The organism is Tsukamurella pseudospumae (assembly GCF_001575205.1).
GTDB classification, from domain to species: domain Bacteria; phylum Actinomycetota; class Actinomycetes; order Mycobacteriales; family Mycobacteriaceae; genus Tsukamurella; species Tsukamurella pseudospumae.
Genome location: NZ_LSRE01000024.1, coordinates 1 through 4,858, shown reverse-complemented (window position 1 = coordinate 4,858; position 4,858 = coordinate 1). Strand labels below are relative to the sequence as shown.

The window sequence follows — 4,858 nt, the reverse complement described above, 5'->3', positions numbered from 1 at the left end:
GACCACCCGGCACCGGGAAAACCCACCTCGCGGTCGGGCTCGCGCATGCCGCAGTGCACGCCGGATACCGCACCTACGTCACCACCGCCGCCGACCTGGCCGCCCGCTGCCACAAAGCGGCGATCGAAGGCCGCTGGTCGACGACCATGCGGTTCTTCGCTGGCCCGACGCTGCTCGTCATCGACGAACTCGGCTACCTCCCCTTGCCCGCCGAAGCCGCATCAGCGTTGTTTCAGGTTGTCGCGCAACGGTATCTGAAAACATCGATCGTCATCACCACCAACCGATCGGTCTCCGAATGGGGCGAAGTCCTCGGCGACACCACCGTCGCCGCGGCCATGCTCGACAGGCTCCTACACCGCTCCGTCGTCCTCAAACTCGACGGCGACAGCTACCGACTACGAGACCACCACGCCCGCAACGAAACCCACCGCACAGCAACCGCACCCAGCCGCCGACCGCTATAATCCGACCGCACCCAGGTGAGGAATCTCAATGAGCATCACTGGGGACTTTCGATGAGCCTGATCACCGTCTGACGGGCACAAACAGCATCGTCCGAAGAAGTCCGTAGCGCGAGGCGCCCGACAGGGCCAGGATGTGCACCGTGGGGAAGTACGAGAAGAGCCTGTTCGTCGCCGGCGTCACCGAGGCACAGCTGACCGCGGTCCTCGACGAACTGAACGAGGTGCCCGAGTTCGACGGCGACGACGTGTGGGCGCAGGGCGAGGCCTATGGCTCGACGGTCTTCGCGGAGTACCCCGTGAAGGTGCTGTCGTGGGGAGACGAGCAGCTCGTGAAGGCGTACCTCGACCGCACGACCACGATTCTGCGCGAGCAGTTCGCCGATGCCCGGTTGATGACGGACGACGAATTCAATTGGTACGCAATGGCTGACGAGTTCTCCCGCCAAGTACGCGAGCAGCGTGCGGGCGCGGTGACCGAGATGGCCACCAAGGACGACGTTGAGGTCACCCTGCTGGCACGTCTACCGGCATCCGAGGAGCAGCACGTCCAGACGGTCCTCGACCAGGTGGCCGCCGCCTCGCCGTGGTCCTGGGACACCGAGTACACCGTCGACGGCGACACGAACCACGGTTACGGCAAGGGCTTCGAGATCCACATGCTGCTCGACCTCGTCGACCCGCACCCGGCGACCGTCGGAGAGCTGAAAGGCATCATCCTCGCGCTATGCGGTGTGCTCACGAAGGAACTCGGCGCGCCGGTGATCGACTTCTACGACCTCGACGAGTTCCGGTAGATCGGGCTCGGGCGTTCGCTACAGAGGTGTACCACCCTCGGCGAATTCCCGCATCGGCAGGAACATGCGCTTGGTGCCCTCAAGCTCGACGAATCCGAACTGCAAGTAGAAGCCGCGGACCTCGTCGCGTGGATCAGTGACAAGATGGACGCCACCGATCAGCTGCACAGCCTCGTAGGCAGTGACGAACGCCTCGGCGAGGAGATCGTTTCCACGCCCCTGCCGACGCAGCGACTGGTCGAGCGCAAGCTTGCCGAGTAGCACTCCGCAGAGGTCACTGGTTCTCGGAAACCGCGCGGGTCGCAGTATCGACATGATTCCCGAGTCGGATTCGACGATCGTCGTAGGAAGGAGCGTGAAGTAGGCGACCACGCAGCCGCCAGCGTCGGCCCAGACGTGTGTGCAGCTGCGACCCTGGTCCTGCTCGTCCAAGGCGTGTGAGGCAAGCCAATCGTCCAGCGACTTGACTCCGCAGTCGAAGTAGCTGGTGTGGTGTTCCTCGGTGAGCCGCTCCAGCCTGAACTGGGCGGGCTCCGTCACCGGCTGCGGCGCTTATCGCTGGCGCGCGCGACGGCGGCCCTGGCCGACGACGACGGGGTCGGCCGGATCTGTGCGAGCTGCTGAATCTGCCCACGCCGAACGACGGTCACGTCCCGCCGTGCCTGCTGCCCGGAATCCTTCGCCGCGAACATCTCACCCTGTCCAAACGCTGATGCGGACACTCGCTCAGCCCGCCTGTACAGCCACAGTACCCGCGCGGGTGTCGCTGGTGACACCAATTCGAGCGTGCGCGGCCCAACTGTGACCAACGTCGTCAGCGAATACCAACGCAAGCGTCCAGTATGGGTACACCCTCACTGGACACCGGACGGTCCCGGTCACCACGTACAAATGAAATGTCGATCCGAATTGTTTGACAGATGTCCAGCGACTCCATAGAGTCCAACTCGACACCGCCAAGCGCCGCCCCCTCGGAGGACAGCATGACCGCGACCGCCACCGGCCAGCGCATCGCCTACGTCCGCGTCAGCACCGTCGACCAGAACACCGACCGGCAGCTCGACGGCATCGCGGTGGACCGCACCTTCGCCGACAAGGCCTCAGGCAAGACTGCCGACCGGCCCGCGCTCGCCGAGGCCCTGCGGTTCGTCCGTGACGGCGACACACTCGTCGTCCACTCCATGGATCGGCTCGCCCGCAACGTCGAGGACCTCCGCCGCATCGTCCGCGAGCTCACCGCGGCCGGCGTGCGCGTCGAGTTCGTCAAGGAATCGCTGACGTTCACCGGGGACGACTCCCCCATGAACAACCTGCTGCTCACCATGCTCGGGGCCGTCGCCGAGTTCGAGCGATCGCTGATCCTTGAGCGCCAGCGGGAGGGCATCGCGATCGCCAAGGCGGCCGGCCGGTACCGCGGCCGCAAGGCCAAGCTGACCGACGACCAGGCCACCGATCTGCGCACCCGCCTCACAGCCGGCGAATCCCCGACAGCCCTCGCCGCCGAGTACGGCATCAGCCGCGCCAGCGTCTACAACTACAAGATGACCGCGTAACGCACCCCCATTGCGATGCCACGCGCCGTCGGGTGGCTACGTTCACGAATCTGGGAGTCACTTTGGGCGGGGAGGGACTCGGAGTGAACACGAATGTGGATGTCACTCCGCAGGGACGCTGGCTCCGTCGGTGAGGCGGTTGCGGGTGTGAGCGAGGCGGCAGGAGTCGGTGTCCTCGACCGCAGTGACGAGTCGACCGTCGGGAAGATCAAGGTCCAGGCACTGCTCGGAGCGCTGCCGAAGGACGGGAAGGTCCGCGCCACCGAGATCATCGCCGAGCTGGAGATCGTGGAGAATCGGCGGGTGGCCAGCCTCGGTGAGCGGCAACGCACCGGCCTGCTGGAGTGGTTCGCGGCGTAGGCCAGCTGAGACTGCGACGGAGCAGGTCACCTTCGCGGCGAAGGTGACGGGCTCCGTCGCTGTTCGAGGACTGCCGCTCCGTGACTACGTCGCCGGCCACACCTGGACCTCCGCTGACTTCGCCTCGCTGGACCGTCACCACTGCGCCCAACGCGCAAGGATGATCGTTCAACCTTCGCGACAACGCCTAGCTTTTGCAATTACAGTCATTGTAAGCAGGATTGTTCCAGCGGCGAGTAATGCAACAACCCATGGCCAGTATGGAGCGACGGAGTCTTGCCGAACAGATGGGCACGCCCCACTCATCCACAGAGCGAACGGAACGACCGTTACCGCAGTCGTGACTATTGAACTCCATGTGTACGCGACAACTGCGAGAACAGTGCCAACCCGCCGTCTGAGAGACGCCGTAGCCAAGATTAGAATAGGCTCGAAAAGGGCAGACAGCAGTAGGGCTACGAATATTCTGACCAAGTACGCAAACCCGTATCCCGGGGTAGTTTCATCGCAGACATTCGGGTATCGAAACATGATCGCACAGAATGCGGTGGATACGATCAGAAACATGTAATGTCGCCCCTCATGCGGGCCTCACCTGGAAGATGTCACTGCCGCCAGCCTCCTGCGCGATCAGTGCGCGCGACACCTCGCCGGCCATTCGCAGTGTGTCATCAACCGATAGCATTGAGGGGTCGATATTTCCCCACTTGTATCCGATTCGAACCGCGAGGTCGTCGTTGGGGTCAGGATTGCCGGCCAGGTGTGATGCTGCGACAAGAACGTCTTCGGGGTACCCGATTTGGCGACCGATGTAACCGAAATGAATGTTCGTCCAAATATCGGCGGCGATCCGCCATTTAGGGTCCGCGGGATAGACGAGAAATGCGGTTACGGTGCGCGATCCTCCGAACATCGGGTTAAGCGCGTCCTTGTAGTCCCACTGCGCATGTGAGAGATTTAGTCGCGCAAAGCGCAGCGCCGAGGCGGCCATGGCGGCTGGGCTCGTGGAGTACATGGCAAGCTTCTGCAGGCGGACGTCGTTGCCCAGGGCGTTCTCCTTCATCTTCTGGGTGATGAACTCCGCCGCGCGGATCCAGTCCTTGTGCGGTGTATCGATAGGTATGCCACCTGCCGACGGTACAACTAGCCTCGATCTTTCGTGAGGTGGTCGTCCCCTCCTGATCGGTTTCGGATTGGTGTCCTCGAGTGAGGGTTTCGTTCGTGGGCATGGTGATGCGGCCCGGTGTTGCGTCGGGTGGCGTCGGGTTCCACTGTCCCGTGGGGGTGTTTCGTGATCGGATTGTCAAGGAAGTCGTGTCGGTCATGTGGGTGCTCGCATCCGGTTCAGGCGCTGTAGGCCGGCGATCAGCAGGCCGGTGTCGGGGGCTGTCGCGGCGAGGTGCAGGCGGGTGCGGCGGGCGTGCCGGGCGATGGATCCGGCGATGCAGAAGAGTCGGTGGCGCAGTCGTTTGGGTTCCCACCGGCGGGCATCATGGCTGGTCAGGGCGAGCATTTGGGTCCAGGCTATGAGGTCGGCAGCCAGCGCGGCGATCGCGGTCCAGATCCGGTTCTTCGCGAACCGGTGCAGGGGGAGGTTCCGCAGGCCGGTGTCCTTCAATGCGCGGATGCGGTCCTCGCAGCGGGCGCGGCGCCGGTGCCGCAGCTCGAGGCGTTCGACCGGGCC

6 protein-coding genes and 1 pseudogene are annotated in these 4,858 nt (G+C 64.1%); 4 read left to right on the top strand and 3 right to left on the bottom strand.

Annotated elements, in window-relative coordinates; genetic code table 11:
* A partial coding sequence (locus tag AXK61_RS16200) for an ATP-binding protein (protein WP_197466838.1) occupies positions 1–467 on the top strand: 467 nt, incomplete at its 5' end.
* 140 nt (positions 468–607) lie between these two features.
* Entirely contained in the window at positions 608–1,261 is a 654-nt protein-coding gene (locus tag AXK61_RS16195) for a hypothetical protein (protein WP_139058071.1), read from the top strand.
* An 18-nt stretch (positions 1,262–1,279) separates the two neighbouring features.
* Here AXK61_RS16195 and AXK61_RS16190 read toward each other — a convergent pair whose 3' ends face one another.
* On the bottom strand, positions 1,280–1,801 hold the full coding sequence (locus tag AXK61_RS16190; protein WP_068746353.1) for a GNAT family N-acetyltransferase: 522 nt from the start codon (positions 1,799–1,801) through the stop codon (positions 1,280–1,282).
* A gap of 443 nt (positions 1,802–2,244) precedes the next feature.
* Between AXK61_RS16190 and AXK61_RS16185 the strand changes: the two genes are divergently transcribed.
* On the top strand, positions 2,245–2,814 hold the full coding sequence (locus tag AXK61_RS16185; protein ID WP_068574346.1) for a recombinase family protein: 570 nt from the start codon (positions 2,245–2,247) through the stop codon (positions 2,812–2,814).
* 183 nt (positions 2,815–2,997) lie between these two features.
* Positions 2,998–3,174, top strand: a pseudogene (locus AXK61_RS16180) (integration host factor, actinobacterial type); the annotation flags it as partial.
* A 580-nt stretch (positions 3,175–3,754) separates the two neighbouring features.
* Here the strand turns inward: AXK61_RS16180 and AXK61_RS16175 are convergent.
* Together AXK61_RS16175 and AXK61_RS16170 are read right to left on the bottom strand one after the other, a co-directional pair.
* Positions 3,755–4,237, bottom strand: a complete 483-nt coding sequence (locus AXK61_RS16175; protein ID WP_068746352.1) for a polymorphic toxin type 44 domain-containing protein — start codon at positions 4,235–4,237, stop codon at positions 3,755–3,757.
* Positions 4,238–4,495: 258 nt separating this feature from the next.
* The coding region (locus AXK61_RS16170; RefSeq protein ID WP_197466837.1) for a transposase at positions 4,496–4,858 on the bottom strand (363 nt) is incomplete at its 5' end.

Coding starts and splice junctions, on each gene's coding strand:
- AXK61_RS16185 (WP_068574346.1), top strand. CDS start 2,245: ATGACCGCGACCGCCACCGGCCAGCGCATCGCCTACGTCCGCGTCAGC.
- AXK61_RS16175 (WP_068746352.1), bottom strand. CDS start 4,237: ATGAAGGAGAACGCCCTGGGCAACGACGTCCGCCTGCAGAAGCTTGCC.